At 70.5% G+C, this 17,865-nt stretch carries 15 protein-coding genes, 1 tRNA gene and 1 pseudogene; 13 read left to right on the top strand and 4 right to left on the bottom strand.

Translation table 11 applies throughout. The annotated features are described in order from the left end of the window. Positions 1 to 5: 5 nt before the first annotated feature. The 4 genes from ABR738_RS14220 to ABR738_RS14205 all read left to right on the top strand — a co-directional run bounded on the left by ABR738_RS14220 (position 6) and on the right by ABR738_RS14205 (position 3,285). On the top strand, positions 6 to 671 hold the full coding sequence (locus tag ABR738_RS14220) for an RraA family protein (protein ID WP_350230340.1): 666 nt from the start codon (positions 6 to 8) through the stop codon (positions 669 to 671). Positions 672 to 682: 11 nt separating this feature from the next. Then, positions 683 to 1,735 carry a DUF2332 domain-containing protein gene (locus tag ABR738_RS14215; RefSeq protein WP_350230339.1) on the top strand — a complete coding sequence of 351 codons (1,053 nt, stop codon included), beginning with the start codon at positions 683 to 685 and terminating at the stop codon, positions 1,733 to 1,735. A gap of 13 nt (positions 1,736 to 1,748) precedes the next feature. Continuing rightward, positions 1,749 to 2,516 carry a sugar phosphate nucleotidyltransferase gene (locus ABR738_RS14210; RefSeq protein WP_350230338.1) on the top strand — a complete coding sequence of 256 codons (768 nt, stop codon included), beginning with the start codon at positions 1,749 to 1,751 and terminating at the stop codon, positions 2,514 to 2,516. A 70-nt stretch (positions 2,517 to 2,586) separates the two neighbouring features. Next, positions 2,587 to 3,285, top strand: a complete 699-nt coding sequence (locus ABR738_RS14205; RefSeq protein WP_350230337.1) for an alpha/beta hydrolase — start codon at positions 2,587 to 2,589, stop codon at positions 3,283 to 3,285. 15 nt (positions 3,286 to 3,300) lie between these two features. Here the strand turns inward: ABR738_RS14205 and galE are convergent, their stop codons facing one another. The 3 genes from galE to ABR738_RS14190 all read right to left on the bottom strand — a co-directional run bounded on the left by galE (position 3,301) and on the right by ABR738_RS14190 (position 5,416). After that, the gene (gene galE, locus ABR738_RS14200; RefSeq protein WP_350230336.1) at positions 3,301 to 4,296 is read right to left on the bottom strand and encodes a UDP-glucose 4-epimerase GalE; all 996 of its coding nucleotides are present in this window, start codon (positions 4,294 to 4,296) and stop codon (positions 3,301 to 3,303) included. Between the two features lie 293 nt (positions 4,297 to 4,589). After that, positions 4,590 to 5,036 carry a hypothetical protein gene (locus tag ABR738_RS14195; RefSeq protein WP_350230335.1) on the bottom strand — a complete coding sequence of 149 codons (447 nt, stop codon included), beginning with the start codon at positions 5,034 to 5,036 and terminating at the stop codon, positions 4,590 to 4,592. Then, positions 5,033 to 5,416 (bottom strand): hypothetical protein, encoded by a 384-nt coding sequence (locus ABR738_RS14190; RefSeq protein ID WP_350230334.1) that lies wholly within the window; start codon positions 5,414 to 5,416, stop codon positions 5,033 to 5,035. Before ABR738_RS14190 ends, ABR738_RS14195 begins: the two co-directional genes overlap by 4 nt. 958 nt (positions 5,417 to 6,374) lie before the next feature. On the opposite strand from ABR738_RS14190, the gene ABR738_RS14185 reads away from it, so the two are divergent. Both ABR738_RS14185 and ABR738_RS14180 read left to right on the top strand, forming a co-directional pair. Further along, positions 6,375 to 6,572 carry a helix-turn-helix transcriptional regulator gene (locus ABR738_RS14185; RefSeq protein WP_350230333.1) on the top strand — a complete coding sequence of 66 codons (198 nt, stop codon included), beginning with the start codon at positions 6,375 to 6,377 and terminating at the stop codon, positions 6,570 to 6,572. Further along, complete coding sequence (locus tag ABR738_RS14180; protein WP_350230332.1) at positions 6,569 to 7,960, top strand: tyrosine-type recombinase/integrase; 1,392 nt, start codon at positions 6,569 to 6,571, stop codon at positions 7,958 to 7,960. Before ABR738_RS14185 ends, ABR738_RS14180 begins: the two co-directional genes overlap by 4 nt. A 264-nt stretch (positions 7,961 to 8,224) precedes the next feature. Here ABR738_RS14180 and ABR738_RS14175 read toward each other — a convergent pair. Continuing rightward, positions 8,225 to 8,300 (bottom strand) — tRNA-Arg (locus ABR738_RS14175). 365 nt (positions 8,301 to 8,665) lie between these two features. Between ABR738_RS14175 and ABR738_RS14170 the strand changes: the two genes are divergently transcribed. The 7 genes and pseudogenes from ABR738_RS14170 (at position 8,666) to ABR738_RS14140 (ending at position 17,720) form a co-directional block, all read left to right on the top strand. Continuing rightward, entirely contained in the window at positions 8,666 to 10,270 is a 1,605-nt protein-coding gene (locus tag ABR738_RS14170) for a dynamin family protein (RefSeq protein ID WP_350234567.1), read from the top strand. Beyond that, positions 10,267 to 12,018 (top strand): GTPase, encoded by a 1,752-nt coding sequence (locus ABR738_RS14165; RefSeq protein WP_350230331.1) that lies wholly within the window; start codon positions 10,267 to 10,269, stop codon positions 12,016 to 12,018. The genes ABR738_RS14170 and ABR738_RS14165 overlap by 4 nt, the downstream gene beginning before the upstream one ends. A 157-nt stretch (positions 12,019 to 12,175) precedes the next feature. Further along, positions 12,176 to 12,571, top strand: a pseudogene (locus ABR738_RS14160) (single-stranded DNA-binding protein); the annotation flags it as partial. 536 nt (positions 12,572 to 13,107) lie between these two features. Continuing rightward, entirely contained in the window at positions 13,108 to 14,520 is a 1,413-nt protein-coding gene (locus ABR738_RS14155) for a Cys-Gln thioester bond-forming surface protein (protein ID WP_350230329.1), read from the top strand. A gap of 310 nt (positions 14,521 to 14,830) precedes the next feature. Then, positions 14,831 to 16,495 carry an energy-dependent translational throttle protein EttA gene (gene ettA / locus ABR738_RS14150; RefSeq protein ID WP_350230328.1) on the top strand — a complete coding sequence of 555 codons (1,665 nt, stop codon included), beginning with the start codon at positions 14,831 to 14,833 and terminating at the stop codon, positions 16,493 to 16,495. Positions 16,496 to 16,500: 5 nt separating this feature from the next. Continuing rightward, positions 16,501 to 17,028 carry an acyl-CoA thioesterase gene (locus ABR738_RS14145; protein ID WP_350230327.1) on the top strand — a complete coding sequence of 176 codons (528 nt, stop codon included), beginning with the start codon at positions 16,501 to 16,503 and terminating at the stop codon, positions 17,026 to 17,028. Next, the gene (locus ABR738_RS14140; protein WP_350230326.1) at positions 17,025 to 17,720 is read left to right on the top strand and encodes a DUF8010 domain-containing protein; all 696 of its coding nucleotides are present in this window, start codon (positions 17,025 to 17,027) and stop codon (positions 17,718 to 17,720) included. Before ABR738_RS14145 ends, ABR738_RS14140 begins: the two co-directional genes overlap by 4 nt. Positions 17,721 to 17,865: the final 145 nt, after the last annotated feature.

Here is a 17,865-nt window from a genome sequence, read left to right as displayed (position 1 = left end):
CGATCATGTCCGTACGCGAGATCCACACCGAGATCACACGCCCCGCCCGCAGCGAGATCGCCGCCCTGTCGCGGATCCCGGTCGCCTCCATCGTGGACGCCCTCGGCAAGACCGGCGCCCTCTCCCACTGTCTGCGCCTTCAGACCCCCGGCCTGGTCCTGTGCGGCAGCGCCATTACCGCGCTGGGCCCGGACGTGACCGTGCGCCGCGCGGCGATCGACCTGGCGCAGCCCGGCGACGTCGTCGTGGTCGCGGCCGGGGGCGGCAAGGAACGCTCGTGCTTCGGGGGCGTGACCGCCGCGCACATGCAGACCCGGGGCATCGCCGGGGTCCTGGTCGACGGCATGGTCCGAGACCTCGCCGAGCTGCGCCGCATCGCGTTCCCCACGGTCGCCCGCGGCACCACCCCGCTGAACTTCGACTACCCCGCCGGCCGCCAGGACGGCGCGGTCAACGTCCCCGTGGACATCGACGGCGTCCGCATCGCCCCCGGGGACGTCGTGGTCAGCGACGAGGACGGCACGGTGATCGTCCCCCGCGACAAGGTCGCGGCCGTCATCGCCACGGCGCAGGCGTCCCAGGCCGCCGAGGAGGAGAAGTGGTGGGCCCGCCGCGGCCAGAGCCTCGGCGCCGTGCAGCAGCTCGCCGACTCCGGCTACAAGATCATCTGAGGAGATCCCCGATGACCGACCACACCCAGCTCGCCGAGACCTTCCGGCGGTTCGCCGACCAGCAGGCCGCGGGCCCGTCCCCGCTGTACGCCACCCTGTCCCGCGCCATCGCCCGCACCCCCGAGCTGCTCGACCTCGCGGCCCTCGCCCAGCCGGGACAGCCCGCCCCGAACATGCTGCTCGGGGCCGTCCACCACATCCTCCGCCGTGGCGTGAAGCACGCGCTCGCCCCCTACTTCGCCGGCCGCGAGGACCTGACCGACGACCGAGCCGCCGATCTGCTGACGGACTTCTGCCGCCGCCATGCCGGACGGATCCGGAGGATCATCTCCACCCGGTCCGTCCAGACCAACGAGGTCAACCGCTGTACCGTCCTGCTGCCCGCCTTCGCCGCGCTCCAGCAGCAGCTCGACGACGGACGGCCGATCAGGATCGTGGACGTGGGCGCCAGCGCCGGGCTGGCCCTGCTCTGGGACCGCTACACCTACGACTACGACGGGCACCGGCTCACCCTGCCGGACAGCGATCCGGACACGGTCCTGCACTGCGAGGTCAGGGGCGCGACGCCACCCCTGACGCTGGATCCGGCACGGTTCGTCCGGCCTGTCGGGATCGAACCGAGTCCGGTGAACGTCACCGACCCCGTGGCCACCGAGTGGCTGGTCAGCCTCACCTGGCCCGAACAGACCAGCCGGATGCGCACCCTGAACTCCGCCCTGGCGCTGGCCGCCCGCACTCCGCCGATGATCCTGGCCGGCACGGCCCAGGACCACCTCGCCGACGTCGTCGCCGAGACCCCCGACGAGCAACACCTGGTCCTCGTCTTCTCGTGGTCGATCTACCAGATCTTCGGCTCGCCCGGCGGCCGGGAACGCCTCGTCGACACCCTCGCCGAGCTGAGCCGGCGCCGCCCGCTGCACGAGATCTCCATCGGCCACTTCGGCCACGACACCCCCCGCATGATCATGGCCAGCCACGACGGCGGCGTGAGCCGCTCCGACGTCGTGGCCCACTGCGACGTCTACGGCACCTGGCTCGAGTGGCTGGCCAAGCCGGGCGCCTGACGGGAGGGACGTCATGTCGCGCACGATCACCAGGGCGGTCGTGGCCGCCGGCGGGGCCGGGACCAAGATGGACCCGATCACCCGCGTCTTTCCCAAGGAGATGCTGCCCGCCGGGGGACGGCCGATCCTGGAGCACCTCGTCCACGAGCTGCGCGCGGCCGGGATCACCGACGTCCTGTTCGTGATCTCCTCGCGCAAGCCGCAGATCCCGGCCTACTTCGGCAGTGGCGCGGCGTACGGCATGGATTTCTCCTACCGTGTCCAGGACGATGGCGCTGGCCCTGGCGCCCCCGTCCTCGCTGCCGAGACATGGACCCAGGGCCAGCCGTTCGTCCTCGCGTTCGGGGACAACCTGATCCGCGGCGCCGTCGGCGGCGAGACACCGCTGAAGCGGCTCGTCGCCGGCACGTCGGACTGCTCCGTCCTGACCCGCGTCTTCTCAGCGGACAGCATCCCCGCGCACGAGACCCTCCTGGGCGCGGCCGACGCGCCCGGGACCGGGCCGGCCGCGGTCGCCTTCGGCAGGGACCTCCTGGACCACGCCGGTGCCCAGTGGGTGCACGCCTGCGCCGCCCGCTGGGTGCTCGGGCCGTTCGTCTTCGATGCCCTGAGCGCGTGCCCGCCCCGCCCGGGCGGCGAGCTCTACCTCATCGACGCCGTCCGGCGCTGGATCAGCACCGGCAACCACCTCACGGCGCTGCCGCTCCGGCCGGACGACCTCCGGTTCAACTGCGACAACTGGGAGACCTACCACGATGCCGTCGCCGCCCTCCGCCCATGAACACCTGCCCGCGGGCACCCGGTTGGTCCTCTTGGAGAGCCCGTTCCAAAGGCCCGGAACGCAGGTCACCGTGATCTGGCCCGAGCAGCGGGTGCGCAGGGTTGTGCTCGCCCTGCCCGTCGAGAAGGGCGACGGCCGCAAGTACGGCCACAGCCTCGCCGAGATCGGACGGCTCCCGGCTCACCTGCGCGACGGGACCGTCTTCGCCGCACCGACGTTCAGCGAGTCGCCCTGGCTGGTCAACCACGCCACCCGGGCCGACTGCCGACAGGAGGACCACCTCGTCCGCGTGGTCGTACCGACGGTCCTGGCCCTGCTCGGCGGCCAGGCCCGGCCGCCGGTGCACCTGCTGGGATTCAGCAAGGGAGGCTTCGCCGCCCTCAACCTGCTGACCCGGCACCCCGGCCTCTTCGCCGTTGCGAGCGTCTGGGATGCCTCACTGCTCAGCGACCGGCCGCCCCACCCGCAGCTCGTGGACGTCGCCGGCAGTGCCGCACGGCTCGACGAGTACGACGTACGGCAGAACCTGCGCCGCCACGCGGCAACACTCCACGGAGCCCGCCGCATCGCGCTCGGCGGCATCGGCACCCTGGAAGCCGACTGGATCGCCGGCCACCGGCTCCTCGAAGCGCTCGGCATCCCCCACGACGCCTACCGGGATGCACCGGCGGACCACCGGTGGGACACCGCGTGGCTCGCTCCCGCCCTCGGGCACCTGCTCGCCCTCGAAGCGGGCTTCCTCCCGGGCGCTCGGGCCCGGGAGGAGTAAGGGCGGGGAAAGGGCTCAGTCCTTCAGCAGCTCGTCGCGCACCGGAATCCAGTCCAGGGCGGAGCGGATGCCGTCTTCCAGGGACAGCTTCGGCGTCCACCCCAGCAGCTCGGCCGCCCGGTCGCTCTTGGTGTAGCCGCCGGCCACGTCACCGGGCCGCGGGTCGGCGTCGATGGTCGCCAGCGGGGTGCTGACGACGTCGTTGAACGCGGCGCACAGCTCCCGGACCGTGGTGCCGGAGCCGGTGCCCAGGTTGATCGCGATCGAGCGCTTCGACCCTGTGAGGATGGAGTCGAAGCGCTCGATCGCCGCGATGTGGGCCGCGGCGAGATCCCAGACGTGCACGTAGTCCCGGATGCCCGAGCCGTCGCGCGTCGGGTAGTTCGTCCCCGTGATCGGGAACGGACGGCCTTCCTGGTGTGCCTGAATGAGCACGCCCAGGGCATGGCTGGGCCGCTTGAGCTGGAGCCCGGTACGCAGCTCGGGGTCGGCCCCGACCGGGTTGAAGTACCGCAGCGACAGCACGCGCGGCCCCGCCACGGCGATGTCGGCGAACATCTCCTCGCACACGGCCTTCGTCCGCGCATACGGGCTCTGCGGCGCCAGCGGCGAGTCCTCGTTGACGGGCGAGCCGTCCTCGGCCTGGTAGATGGAGGCCGAGCTGCTGAAGATGATGCGGTCGCAGCCGTTGCGGTGCAGGTGGCGGATGAAGGCCAGGCTCTTGGCCACGTTCGCCTCGTAGTAGCCGATCGGGTCCGCGACGGACTCGGGCACCACGATCAGCGCCGCGCAGTGCACCACAGCGGAGATGTCCGGGTGCTCCGAGAAAATCCGGTCGACCAGCGCGCCGTCCGCGATGTCGCCCTCGTAGAAGGTACGGCCCTCGGTGAACTCGCGGCGGCCCCTAACGAGGCTGTCGAGGATCACGGGGGTGATACCCGCGTCCAGGCAGGCCGAGGCGACCGTGCTGCCGATGTAACCGGCTCCCCCGGCGATAAGGACCTTCACCACGATGTTTCTCTCCCGGAGTAGGCGACCGGCAGCAAGGCTAGCGGAGAAACCAGGCGGGGGAGGGCGGCCTCTCGGCTGCCCCGCCGGGCCGGTTCACGGACGCCGCCGCTCCTCGCGCGCGAAGGTGAGTACGCCACCCTGTGGCGTACTCAGGCCCGCACGTACAGCGACCTGCCGCAGACCTGAACTCGGCGCTCCCACGCGGGATGAGTGGCTGAACACCGCCGTGTTCTCTGGGATCCGGCTCATATCCGCGACCGAGCCGCCTCGTTCCTGGTCCACGAATCTGCCGTTCACGTACTCCGAGAACGTCCTTCAGGGGCACGACGTCGGGGAATAGGCCGGACCTTCGCCGCATCGGCTTCCGTGCCTGCCAGAGCAGCATTCTCCAGCGTCAGCAGATGGAGAGCGGCCGCATAGATCTCGACCCGCTCTTCGAGGAACCGGCAGTGGGCCTGCAGATCGGAGTGCTTCTTCTTCAGCTCTTCGAAGGCGTCGGCGGATCTGACGTGTGTCGCACACTTCGCCGCCTCCTCGATGGTCGCGGCCTGGAAGAGGTCCTTGAGGTCGGGGTGCTGGTGGGTCAGATGCCAGCGCTTAACGTCGGCCTCGATGGCCAGCTGCGAGACGTTGAGCCGTCCACTCGATCGTTGCGGGGTGCCGGCGAAGAGCCGGTTCATCGCGGCGATGAGTGCCCGGCGGACGGGATCCGTCTCCTGATCGAAGGGGAACGTGGTCACCGGTCCTGCGCTCCCTTCTCATGGGCATCGATGATCGCCTTGAGGCGGTCCAACTCGCGCTGCTCGCGGGCGTGCCGAATGGGCGGGGAGAGCGGGTCGGCCACGACCTCTTCCAATTCGATCACCTGTTGTCTGTGGTGCTCGATGTCGCGATCAGTGTGGGCGAGGCAGAGACAATTGGGACGGCAGTCGTCCGTGTCCGGCGTGACCATCGGGTCGTCGACCGCGCCGCGAAGCTGACAGGCTGCGGTCCTGGGGTTGAGGACGCACGTCATGCCCTCGCCGTGGTGGATCTGCAGCAGCGGATTGCCGAGCAGGTCGTGGGCCTGCTTGTCGCTCGTCAGCACCTGGCCGGCGAACTCCTTGGACGCGGCCGTCACCCGATGCCGGTAGGCGTCGGCGGCAAATCCCGGGGCTTCTGGTCGTGGCGCTGCGGAATGCCCCATTCCTTGTCAGCCGTATTCGCCTACGGCAGACAAAGAAGTTGCAGCAAAGACTGGATTCCCCTCCGGAGCTATGTCAACGTACAACACCCCCGGAAGAATAGAGCCCGCCAGCAACTCACCGGGCGAAATGTAAGGAGGCTGTTCTGTCGACCCGCTCTCTCCGATCTGTTCGAGCTACCGCCGCAGTCCCCTTTGCTCTGGGGGCTGCCAACGCATGGTCGACGCAAACGCAGTCGGATTGCGGGGCCCTTTCGTCCGCCGTCGGCCTGTGCGTCTGTGCTGTCGGCCTCTTCGGTGAGGACCTTGTGCAGCGTGGGTACCGCTTGGATCGCCGCATCCTCGTCTGCGTGGCACGAAATCCCGGCTCGGCAGGGCGTTCATTTTCCGCGCAGGTTGACCGGCCCGAACGGGTCGGCGCTGCGAGGCTTGAGCGCCTCTGCGAGGCAGATCTACTGGTCGAGGACCAGGCGGACATCGGGCAGTTGAACGCGCACCGGCTGGCACCTATGGCGGCGGACGGGACGTCTCCCGGGGTCGGGGTGAGCGCAACATAGACGACGATCGCCGGTTAGCCAAACCGGCGATCGTCGCGACCATTGAGGTGTTCGCTTTTCGGCTGCGCTTGGCGGTGGAGTCGTGGCGGACGCAGGCAGCTTCGCGTTGGCAAGAGGAGGCGCGAGGCAGTTCTGCTGCGGCTCCTCTGCCGTAGGCAGCGCGTGCCGCCGGCAGGCGGCCCTCCTGGCGCAGACAGCGCGAGGTGATGCTGCTGCGCCCCTGTCGCTCCTCGCTCCCCGCAAGGAAACCCTGCCATGTGCCGATCCGCGATACCCCCTGCCCTTTTCCTCCCTGAGACGACACCGAGCCTTGCCCTCGGTGTCTGCGAGGTGCCGGCATGGCGGTAGCGGTGCGGCCTGGGGCAAAGCTGACGGTCGATGACGTGTGTGGCGAGCTGGGGATAGCTCGATCCACCTTCTACGACTGGCGACAGAAGGGGCGAGGACCGCGCTGCATCCGACTTCCCAACGGAAGTCTCCGGATACGGCGTAGCGATTTCGAAAATTGGCTTAGTGATTGTGAGGACGCCTCTTGATTGATGGCACGTTTGACGTACGGATCTACAACATCGAGCGCCGGACGCGAGCGAACGGATACACCTACAAGGTGGTCTGGAAGGTCGGCACCAAAAAGCACAGCAAGACCTACCCGACCAAGGCACTCGCGGATGCCCGACGTTCCGACCTGTTGACCGCAGTCAAGCGTGGCGAGCCTTTCGGCGCCGAGACCGGCATGCCGATCTCTTACTCCAGTAAGGCGGCGGATACCAACTGGTTTGACTTCGCCGTTGAGTTCGTCGACAAGACGTGGCCGCATTTCTCCGCGAACCAGCGGAAGAACGTGGCGAAGGCGCTGACCCCTGCGACCATCGCCTTGCTCCGGACGCCCCCGAAGCAGTTTGATCCGGTCAAGGTGCGTACGGCGCTGCGCGAGTGGGCCTTCAACTCCAAGCGCCGGACCAACCCCGAGGAGCCGATACCGGACGAGGTGCGTGTCATCCTCGACTGGGTCCAGCGCAACACGCTGTCGATGGCAGCGTGGGAGCAGTCGGACCGAATCGACACGGTCGTCTCCGCTCTCGGAACCCTGCTAGACGGCACTGCCGCGGCGGCCAGCTCCGTGACCCGCAATCGGCGGATCATGAACCTGGCGATGGAGTACGCCGTTCGTCACGGCATCCTGCGCCAGAACCCCCTGCCGAAGGGGAAGGGCAGTGGAGGCGGTGCCCCCAAGGTTGCGCAGGCCATCGACAAGCGTTCGCTGCTGAACCCGGAGCAGGTCACCGCGCTCCTCGACTGGATCGGTCAGCGCCCTCGGCGGGGGCTCATCTACCGGGCCTTCTTCGCCACTCTGTGCTACGCCGGACTTCGACCGGAGGAAGCCGTCGCGCTGCACGTCAGCGACGCCACTCTCCCCGAAACGGGCTGGGGCGAGTTCATCGTCCATAAGGCCCGGCCGGAGGTCGGCAGCCAGTGGACCGACAGTGGTGATCCCCATGACGACCGCGACCTGAAGGGGCGAGCCGAGGGCGACACACGAACTGTGCCCATCCACCCCGACCTCGTCGCCTTCCTGCGCGAGATCATCGACCGCTACAAGCTCAAGCCGACCGACCTCCTCTTCCCTGGAGAGAACGGCGGCATGCTGGCGGGCTCGGTGTTCCGACGGGTCTGGGAGAAGGCCCGAAAGGCTGTTCTAAAGCCTCACGAGTTCAAGTCGCCCGCAGGCAAGCGTGTGTATGACTGCCGCCACACCTGCCTCACGGCGTGGCTCAACAAGGGCATACCCCCGGCCCAGGTCGCCGAGTGGGCGGGGAACAGCGTGCCCGTGCTCCTCGCTATCTACGCGAGGTGCATTGCCGGGCAGCTGGCCAACTATCTGAAGCAGATCGAAGGCATCCGGTACGTCCCCGAGGCGGGTTAAGCCGGATGCGGTCGAGGGCGGTGCGGGACCCCACGAAGACGGGGTCCCGCACCGCCCTTCGGCGTTGCTCGGCAGGGTGCCCTTCGGGTGCATTTGGGCGGGGAGGCTGGGGGACGCATGGGGGACAGACACCCGTAGAGGCCCAGTTTCAGCCGGTGCTAGCCGGACTCCCGCACCTTCCGACGAAGCGGCGTACGCTGGAGATCTGCGCGGGTCATACACGGTCTGACCAGCCAAAACACAGCCAAGCTGACGTGACGTCAGTGGTGCCCCCGGCAGGACTCGAACCTGCGGCCAAGCGCTTAGAAGGCGCCTGCTCTATCCACTGAGCTACGGGGGCCGGGCGGGGCCTCGGTGGGGCTGGGGTCCCGGGCGGCAGGGTTGTCGGTCCGGGGCGGGTCCCGGGCCGGTGACCTTGCCGGGGACAAGGATAGGGCTCCTGTCACCTCGTCCCGGTTGCTTCACCTGCGTGGCACGATGTGGAGGTTCGGTGAAGCGAACCGATAATCGCAGGCAGGTGCGAATCCCGCAGCGGTTTTGGCGCTCGTGGCCCAGGGTGTTGTGCACTCGTTATGCCTGCGTCCCACTCGTCCCCTGTGTCCCATCTGTCCGTTCGGTGCGTCCTGGCGGCGTACGGACGCGCGCGGAAGTAGCCATACGCTTCAAAAAGCCGCCAAAATTGGGCATTCTTCGCATGTGGTGACCTTGGACGTACGGCCTCAGCTCATCGACGCACTCTCCGCCCTGCGCGACAGTGTCGCCGCCGTGCGCCTCCCGCTGCCCCTGCCGGGGGCGCCACGTGCCCGGCAGACCCGCGGCGAACTGCTCGCACAGCTCGACGACTATCTGCTGCCCCGCCTGCGCGACCCCGAAGCCCCGCTGCTCGCGGTCATCGGCGGTTCCACCGGCGCGGGGAAGTCCACGCTCGTCAACTCCCTTGTGGGACGCCGGGTGAGCCAGGCGGGCGTGCTGCGCCCCACCACGCGTACGCCCGTGCTCGTCTGCCACCCCGACGACAAGGAGTGGTTCGCCGGTGTGCGGGTGCTGCCCGGGCTCACCCGCGTCTGGCTGCCCCAGCAGCACGAGGACGCCGAACCCGAGGACCTGCCGGGCGGGGACGACGACGGCACCGTACGCGTGGAGACCGCCACCACCCTGCCGCGCGGGCTCGCCCTGCTGGACGCGCCCGACATCGACTCACTGATCGTCAGCAACCGCGTCCTGGCCGCCGAACTCATCTGCGCCGCCGACGTCTGGGTCATGGTCACCACCGCGTCCCGCTACGCCGACGCGGTGCCCTGGCACCTGCTGCGTACCGCCAAGGAGTACGACGCCACTCTCATCACCGTCCTGGACCGGGTGCCCCATCAGGTGCTCGCCGAAGTGTCGCGGCAGTACGGCGCGTTGCTCACCCGCGCCGGGCTCGGTGACGTGCCGCGCTTCACCGTGCCCGAACTGCCCGAATCCGCGGGCGCCTCGCACGGCCTGCTGCCCTCCACCGCCGTCGCCGCGCTGCGCACCTGGCTCACCCACCGCAGCCAGGACCCCGCCGCCCGCCAGCAGGCCGTCGCCCGCACCGCGTCCGGCGCCATCGAATCGCTCAACGCCCGGATGCCGGAGCTCGCTTCGGCCGTCGCCGCGCAGTACGCCGCCGCCGTCCGCCTCACCGGCGCGGTCGAGGACGCGTACGCCAAGGAGGGTGAGCGGGTGCGGCGGCGCCTGCGGGCCGGTGAGGTGCTGGCCGGGGACGCGCTCACCCGCTGGCGCGCCCACCCCGGCGGCGCGTCCGCCGGCGAGCTCCTTGACGCGCTCGTGGACAGCCTCGCCGAACTCCTGCGGTGCGCGGCGGCCGCCGCCGACGAGCGGGTCAGGGCGGCCTGGGCGCGGGAGCCGGCGGCGGGGCGGTTCGCCGACGCCGGCCGCCACCAGGACCCCGAGGACCGCATCGGGCTCGCGGTGCGGCGCTGGCGGCGGGTCCTGGAGGAGCTGGCCGAGGACGAGGTGCGGGAGATGGAGCGCTCGGTGGCGCCCGACCCCGAGACCGTGGCCGCGCTGCTCGCCGCGGCCCTGCTCGGCGGCCGCAGGGCCCGCAGGGCGGGGGAGCGTCTTGCCGAGCGGATCGGCGCCCAGGGCGCGCTGCGGCTGCGCGACAAGGGCGGCGAACTCGTCGCCACGTACATCGACCAGGTGCTCGGCGCCGAACGTGAACGGCGGCTCGCGCCGCTGGACGCCCTTGAGGTGACACCCGAGCCGCAGGCCGGGCTGATCGCCGCCCTGTCCGTGGTGCAGAAGGAGAGGAAAGCGGCATGACGCAGGACGTCGAGGACCGCTGGGCCGACGGGCTGATCGCGCGGCGCGCCGCCGAGCCCGGCGAGATGTCACCCGCCGCCGAGGACGGCGAACAGGCGCGGGACGCCGCGTTCGAACCCATCGGCGGGCCCTACGCGGGCGCGGTGCGCGGACGCCTGGACGCGCTGCGCGAACTGGTCGGCCTCTCCCGTACGCGCCTCGACGAGCAGGCGCTCGCGGAGGCCGGGCGGGTGCTGGACGAGGCGTCCGCCCGCCAGCGCCTGTCCGCGCGGCACACCGTGGTCGCCGTCGCGGGCGCCACCGGAAGCGGCAAGTCCACCCTCTTCAACGCCCTTGCCAGAAGCCAGATCTCGGACACCGGGCTGCGCCGGCCGACCACCGGCGCGCCCATCGCGTGCAGCTGGACCGACGGCGCCGCCGGGCTGCTCGACCGGCTCGGCATCCCCGGCCGGCTGCGCAGGCGCCCGCTGGAGACGGCGGGTGGCGGCGATCTGGAGGGCCTGGTCCTTGTGGACCTGCCCGATCTCGATTCCGCGCTCGTCACGCACCGCGAGGCCGCCGACCGGGTGCTCGCCCTGGTGGACGCGATCGTGTGGGTCGTGGACCCCGAGAAGTACGCGGACGCCGTGCTGCACGAGCGCTACCTGCGCCCGATGGCGGGCCACGCCGAGGTCAGCTTCGTCGTCCTGAACCAGGTGGACCGGCTGCCCGGCGACGCCGCCGACCAGGTCCTGGACGATCTGCGCCGGCTGCTCGACGAGGACGGCGTGGCGCTCGGCGAGCACGGCGAGCCCGGCGCCTGCGTGCTCGCGCTGTCCGCCCTGACCGGCCAGGGCGTCGCCGAACTGCGCGAACAGCTCGGTCACTTCGTGCGCGAGCGCGGCGCGGCGGGTCGCAGACTGGCCGCCGACGTGGACCGGGCCGCGGCCGAACTGCGTCCGCTGTACGTCGCCGACGGGCGGCCCGGGCTCGGCGAACGGGCCCGCGACGAATTCGCCGACCGCCTCGCCCGCGCGGTCGGCGCCACCGCTGCGGGGGAGGCCGCCGAACGCGAATGGCGCCTGGGCGCCCAGCGCGCGTGCGGGACGCCGTGGCTGCGGCTGTGGCGCTGGTACGACCGCATCCGCGTCCCCGCCACCCAGCGCCCGCGCTCCGATGCCCCCGTCGAGGAGCAGGTCACCGCGCGCCAGCGCGTCGAGCAGGCGGTGCGTACGGTCGCCGACCACGCCACCGCGGGGCTTCCCGCGCCCTGGGCGCAGTCCGTGCGCGAGGCGGCGGTACGGGGCGCGGAGGGGCTTGCGGAGGCCCTGGACGAGCTCGCGGTGCGGGAGGAGCTGGAGCGCGGCGCCTCGCCCCGGCCGCCGTGGTGGCCTGCGGCCGTGCTGGCCCAGATGACGATGACGGCCATTCAGATCGTGGGCGGGCTCTGGCTGCTGGGCCAGATCCTCGGGGTGCTCACGCCGGGGCTCGTGGTGCCCGCGCTGGTGATGCTGGCGGGCGTGGTCGGGGGGCCGCTGGTGGAGTGGGCGTGCGCGGTGGCGGCGCGCGGGCCCGGGCGCCGCTACGGGCAGGAGGCCGAACGCAGGCTCAGGGAGGCCGCTGCGGCCTGCGGGCGGGCCAAGGTCCTCGATCCGCTGGCGGCCGAGTTGCTGCGCTATCGCGAAGTGCGGGAACAGTACGCGGCGGTGGTGGGCGCGGGAGCCACGCGCGCCACGGGGGTGAGCGGGTTGTCCACAACCCGGCGGTAATCCACAGGCCCCGGCACGGACTCCCCGTCCGGTCCAGCATGGAGATCGACAGCGCAAGGGTTCGATCGACGGCCGGACTGGGCGGGGCTTTTCACACCCGCCGGTGTCCGGCGCGAGCAGGGCCCAGCGGTTTGGACGGGCACGGGGGTTGAGAGCAGTGAACGAGACGATGGTGACGCTGGTCGGCAACGTGGCCACGCAGGTGGAGTGGCGCGAGACGCCGACCGGCGGGGCAGCGAGGCTCCGGCTCGCGGTGAGCGCGCGCCGCTTCGACCGCGAGAAGCAGTGCTGGGTGGACGGGGTGACGAGCTTCTACACGGTGTGGGCGGCGCGGACCCTCGGAAAGAATCTGACGGGCTCGGTGGCGGTCGGCGAACCCCTGCTGGTGCACGGCCGCCTGAAAGTGCGTGATGAGGAACGCGAGGACGGCTCGCGCCGGTTCTCGGCGGACGTGGACGCGGTGGCGATCGGGCACGACATGACGCGGGGCACCAGCGCGTTCCGGCGGGTGTTCAAGGGCGAGGCCGCCCCGGCCGAACGGGCCGTGCGCCAGGGGGAGCTGAGTGGGGCGGGCCCGGGCTCGGCGGCGGGCTCCTCGGGGGCGGCAGGGGCGGGGGAGCCGGGTGGCGCCTTGGCGGGTGCGGTCAGCGGGGGTGCGGTCAGCGGGGGTGCGCCGGTGGTATGGGAGTCGGTTTCGGCCACAGTTTCGGACACGGCCGTGATGGGCTTCTAGGCGCGCTCACTTGGGGGATCCACGGGGGAGGCGGCGCGGCGGTGCCTGGGCGGAGGGTCCCGCGGAGGGCCGGCCGGTGCCGCGCCGGGGGGACGGGCAGCGAGCGCCGATGTACCGAAACTCCCCATCTGTGCCGGGGATTTGTCGACAACGTCGCTTGGCACACGTGTTCCGGGATAACGATTGCGAATCGGAATGGTTATCTGATGTCATGACCGCGAAACGTCGTCTTCCGAATCCCTAGGATTCCCGCGTACTCACGGGGCACTTGAGTCTGCCGGCGAGGCACTTCCCCCAACGCGCACCTCTGTGCACGCGCACCACATGCGAAAGAGCCTCGCCCGAAGGGGAATTCTGTGTTTTCAGCCGTTCACGGGCCTTCCGCCCGCAAGCGGGGTGCGCTGCGCCTCGCCACCGTCACAGCCGTCTCAGGTCTCGTCGCGGTCGGTGCGATAGCCGGCGCCGGCGCGGCCAGCGCGGACGGCAAGCCCGCCGCCTCGTCGTCCGGTGCGCACGCCACCCTGAAGAGCGCCGACGTCGCGGTGGGCGACACGGTGGACATCACCGACGCCAAGGGCGTCGTGACGCACCCCAAGGGCGGGCTCTTCGAGCTCAAGGTCGACGGCGCGGGCGTCATACAGACGTACTGCATCGACCTGAACCACGGCACGGTGGCCAACTCCAGCTACAAGGAGGTCACCTGGGCGGAGTCCTCGCTCGCGGGCAAGGAGGAGGCCGCCGGGAAGATCAACTGGATCCTCCAGAACTCCTACCCGGCCAAGACCCCGGGCGAGCTCGGCGCGGGCCTCACCAAGGAGACGGCCGCCGCCGGCACCCAGGCCGCGATCTGGACGCTCTCCGACAACGCCAAGGCGATGCCCGAGAACCCGGCCGCCGCGAAGCTGATGGCGAAGCTGCTCAAGGAGGCGGACCCGAAGGCGTACAAGGAGCCCAAGGCATCCCTGGCCTTCGACAAGGACGCGGTCTCCGGTCTCGCCGGTGGCGAGGTCGGTCCCCTCACGGTCCACACCAACGCCTCCGCCAGCAAGGTGACCCTGGGCCTCGCGCCGGGCGCCCCGGCCGGCGTGCAGCTCACCGACAAGGACGGCAAGGTCATCACCTCCGCCTCCGACGGCACCGAGGTCTACTTCAAGGTGCCCAAGGGCACCCCGGACGGCTCCGTCAAGGTGACCGCGACCACGCAGACCAAGGTTCCGGTCGGCCGCGCGTTCATCAGCGACGGCCAGATCAAGAGCCAGACGTTCATCCTGGCCGGCACCAGCGACGTGCCGGTGACCGCGGTCGCCATGGCCAAGTGGGGCACCGCCCCGGCCGTCACGGTCAAGAACAACTGCGTCAAGGGCGGCCTTGACATCGCCGTGAGCAACAAGGGCGACAAGCCGTTCGACGTGGTCGTGCTCGACAAGAAGCTGGGCACGGTCCCGCCGAACTCCGCCCAGACGCTGTTCATGCCGGTCGCCGAGGACGCCACGTACTCCTTCGACCTGGCCGGCCAGCACTTCACCGGCGTACTGGACTGCAAGACGGCCGGCAGCGGTACGCCCACGCCCGCCGCGTCCACCCCGGCGTCCAAGCCCAGCCCCGCCTCGGCCGGCGGCAGCTCGACCGGGACCACCGGCGGCACCAACCTGGCCGAGACCGGCAGCTCCAGCTCCACCCCGATGATCGCCGGCGCGGCGGTCGCCCTGGTGCTGGTCGGTGGCGGCGCGGTGTTCTTCCTCCGCAAGAAGAAGACGGCCGGTCAGTAAGCACCTGGCGGTAACCGCACGGCGGTAGCCACCCGGCAGTGACCATCCGGCGGCACGGCATCCGCTGACGCACGACGGCCCCGGTACGCATCGCGTACCGGGGCCGTTGCCGTGCCGGGCACCCTTCCGCGGCGTGCCGGGCGACGGTCCGTACGTGTGCGGCGACACTCGGTGAGCGAACCATCCCTCCGGCGTGGGCGAAGGAAGCGCCAGGTCACCGGCGTGCGGGGGAACCCGTTTCCTCCCGGGGGTGGCCGTCAGGCAAGATGGGGTGTATCTGCCCACACTTCGATCTGCCGGACGGTTTCTCTTGGCTGAGTTCATCTACACCATGCGCAAGACGCGCAAGGCGCACGGCGACAAGGTGATCCTTGATGACGTCACCTTGAACTTCCTTCCCGGCGCGAAGATCGGTGTGGTCGGCCCGAACGGTGCCGGTAAGTCCACCGTTCTCAAGATCATGGCGGGCCTTGAGCAGCCCTCCAACGGCGACGCCTTCCTGTCGCCCGGCTACAGCGTCGGCATCCTCATGCAGGAGCCCCAGCTCGACGAGTCCAAGACCGTCCTTCAGAACGTCCAGGACGGCGCGGCCGAGCTCATGGGCAAGCTGACGCGCTTCAACGAGGTCGCCGAGCTCATGGCGACCGACTACTCCGACGCGCTCCTCGAAGAGATGGGCAAGCTCCAGGAGGACCTGGACCACGCAGGCGCGTGGGACCTGGACGCCCAGCTCGAGCAGGCCATGGACGCGCTCGGCTGCCCGCCCGGCGACTGGCCGGTCACCAACCTCTCCGGCGGCGAGAAGCGCCGCGTGGCGCTGTGCAAGCTGCTCATCGAGGCCCCGGACCTGCTCCTGCTCGACGAGCCCACCAACCACCTCGACGCCGAGTCGGTGAACTGGCTGGAGCAGCACCTCTCCAAGTACTCCGGCGCCGTCGTCGCGGTCACCCACGACCGGTACTTCCTGAACAACGTCGCCGAGTGGATCCTGGAGCTCGACCGCGGCCGGGCCATCCCCTACGAGGGCAACTACTCGACCTACCTCGACAAGAAGGCCACCCGCCTCAAGGTCGAGGGCAAGAAGGACGAGAAGCGCGCCAAGCGCCTCAAGGAAGAGCTGGAGTGGGTGCGGTCCAACGCCAAGGGGCGTCAGACCAAGTCCAAGGCCCGCCTCGCCCGCTACGAGGAGATGGCCGCCGAAGCCGACAAGATGCGCAAGCTCGACTTCGAGGAGATCCAGATCCCGCCGGGCCCGCGTCTGGGCTCCATCGTCGTCGAGGTCAACAACCTCTCGAAGGCGTTCGGCGACAAGGTCCTCATCGACGACCTCAGCTTCACCCTGCCGCGCAACGGCATCGTGGGCGTCATCGGCCCCAACGGCGCCGGCAAGACCACGCTGTTCAAGATGATCCAGGGCCTTGAGACGCCGGACAACGGCTCCATCAAGGTCGGCGACACCGTCAAGATCAGCTACGTCGACCAGAGCCGCGCCAACATCGACCCCAAGAAGACGCTGTGGGCCGTCGTCTCCGACGAGCTCGACTACATCAACGTCGGCCAGGTCGAGATGCCCTCGCGCGCGTACGTCAGCGCCTTCGGCTTCAAGGGCCCGGACCAGCAGAAGCCCGCGGGCGTGCTCTCCGGCGGTGAGCGCAACCGTCTCAACCTGGCGCTGACGCTCAAGGAGGGCGGCAACCTGCTGCTCCTCGACGAGCCCACCAACGACCTCGACGTCGAAACGCTGTCCTCCTTGGAGAACGCGCTCCTTGAGTTCCCCGGCGCGGCCGTCGTGATCTCCCACGACCGCTGGTTCCTGGACCGAGTGGCCACCCACATCCTCGCCTACGAGGGCGAGTCCAAGTGGTACTGGTTCGAGGGCAACTTCGAGTCGTACGAGAAGAACAAGGTCGAGCGCCTTGGCGCGGACGCGGCCCGTCCGCACCGCGCCACGTACAAGAAGCTCACGCGGGGCTGAGTCACGTGAGCCGTCATATCTACCGCTGCCCGTTGCGCTGGTCGGACATGGATGCCTTCGGGCACGTCAACAACGCGGTCTTCGTCCGGTACTTGGAGGAAGCCCGCATCGACTTCATGTTCCGCCTCGAACCGGGCGACGGGTCGCCGTCGTTCCAGGGCGGGTCCGTCGTGGCCCGCCACGAGATCGACTACAAGCGGCCCCTGGTGCACCGGCACGAGCCGGTGACCATCGAGTCGTGGGTGACGAAGATCGGGGCGGCGTCGCTGACCATCGCGTACGAGATCAAGGAGCCCGAGGAGGGTGGACAGGTGTATGTCACCGCGTCCACCGTCGTCGTGCCCTTCGATCTCGCGGCGGGGCGTCCTCGGCGGATCACGGCCGAGGAGAAGTCCTTCCTGATGGAGTACCTGGACGACGGCTCCTCCGGCGAGGGCTCGTCCGCCAAGGGCTCGGCTGCGGCCAGCGCGTCCGGTGACGGGCAGCAGCGGACCGTTCGCGCCGACGGCGGGCAGGAGCGGGCCGCGGCATGAGCGCCGTGCTCCGGTTCGACGACACGAGGGAGGTGGCGGATCTCGCCGCCTTCCTCGGGCGGCTGATCCACTACGACCGGGCCGCCGCGGTCCGCCTCCAGGCGGGCGGCGGGGCCCTGGCCGTCTTCGGCCGGCCGCCGTCCTTCGAGGTGCTGGCCATTCGCACGGCCCGGCTCGGCGACGACGCGCTCGTCCTGGACGTGACCGTCTCCGCCGGTGAACTCCTGGAATCCCTGGACGAGACGGCGTGCGCCGGGCGCGTTCCCGCCGCCGTCACCGGGCCGCCGTGGGCCGGGGTGCTCCCGCCGCGCGGCGGCTGGCAGCCGGTGCCGGGCCTGCCGGAACCGGACCGGATGCGGGGGGCGGTCGCGGCCGCCGTCGCCGAGTTCCGGGCCAGGGACGAGGCGTTGCCCGAGCAGCGGCGTACGCGGGCCGAGCGTGAGCTGATCGGGCGCGAGATCTGGTCGCGCACCCTTGGCTCGACCGAGCTGCCGTTGCGGGCCGTGCATGCGGCCCAGTCCCTCGGCTTTTTGCGGCCGGTCCGCGCGCTGGCCGCCTCGGCGGGGGCGGCTGCGGCTCCCGACCCGGTGACTCTCTTCGCCTCGGGGCCGTGGCTGCGACTGCGCACCCCGTACGGGTCGATCGCGCTGCGGCGGGCGGGACTTGGCGGCCTGACCGTGACCCCGGCGTAACGCGCGCCCAGCCCCCAAACCCTGGGGCTCCGCCCCAGACCCCGTTCGGCCTAAACGGCCTCGTCCTCAAACGCCGGACAGGCTGGGTATGTGCACATGAGCCCGCACCGACCCCGCCAGGGGCGCGGGGAACTGCGCGAGAAGC

The sequence above is a fragment of the Streptomyces sp. Edi4 genome (assembly GCF_040253615.1).
GTDB lineage: Bacteria > Actinomycetota > Actinomycetes > Streptomycetales > Streptomycetaceae > Streptomyces.
The sequence above is the reverse complement of the archived record's forward strand: the minus strand, read 5'-3'. Positions and strand labels throughout refer to the sequence as shown.

Bases quoted from the DNA above. Each gene is read 5' to 3' on its own strand.
- ABR738_RS14140 (WP_350230326.1), top strand. From the start codon at position 17,025: ATGAGCGCCGTGCTCCGGTTCGACGACACGAGGGAGGTGGCGGATCTC.
- ABR738_RS14215 (WP_350230339.1), top strand. From the start codon at position 683: ATGACCGACCACACCCAGCTCGCCGAGACCTTCCGGCGGTTCGCCGAC.
- ABR738_RS14210 (WP_350230338.1), top strand. From the start codon at position 1,749: ATGTCGCGCACGATCACCAGGGCGGTCGTGGCCGCCGGCGGGGCCGGG.
- ABR738_RS14165 (WP_350230331.1), top strand. From the start codon at position 10,267: ATGACGCAGGACGTCGAGGACCGCTGGGCCGACGGGCTGATCGCGCGG.
- ABR738_RS14220 (WP_350230340.1), top strand. From the start codon at position 6: ATGTCCGTACGCGAGATCCACACCGAGATCACACGCCCCGCCCGCAGC.
- ABR738_RS14185 (WP_350230333.1), top strand. From the start codon at position 6,375: ATGGCGGTAGCGGTGCGGCCTGGGGCAAAGCTGACGGTCGATGACGTG.